The organism is Pseudoalteromonas sp. 19-MNA-CIBAN-0066 (genome assembly GCF_040308705.1).
Lineage (GTDB): Bacteria > Pseudomonadota > Gammaproteobacteria > Enterobacterales > Alteromonadaceae > Pseudoalteromonas > Pseudoalteromonas nigrifaciens.
Map to the genome: position 1 here is coordinate 1 of NZ_JBEONZ010000281.1, position 258 is coordinate 258.

The window sequence follows — 258 nt, forward strand, 5'->3', positions numbered from 1 at the left end:
AGAGCGCGACCTTGCCAAGGTCGAGGTCACGAGTTCGAGCCTCGTGTGCCGCTCCAATTTCTAACCAAAAGAAATTGAAGTTATTTATATAACTAGAAGTAAAAATGCGGTACTAGCTCAGTTGCTAGAATGTTGAACGCGACCTGTCGCGCACCAACAGACGAATTACTGACTACTTTATAATGCGGCACTAGCTCAGTTGGTAGAGCGCGACCTTGCCAAGGTCGAGGTCACGAGTTCGAGCCTCGTGTGCCGCTC

General features: G+C 49.6%; 1 tRNA gene. It reads left to right on the plus strand.

The window, feature by feature from the left end:
• Window positions 1-184 precede the first annotated feature (184 nt).
• Window positions 185-257 (plus strand) — tRNA-Gly (locus AAEZ18_RS19150).
• The last annotated feature ends 1 nt before the right edge of the window (window position 258 follow it).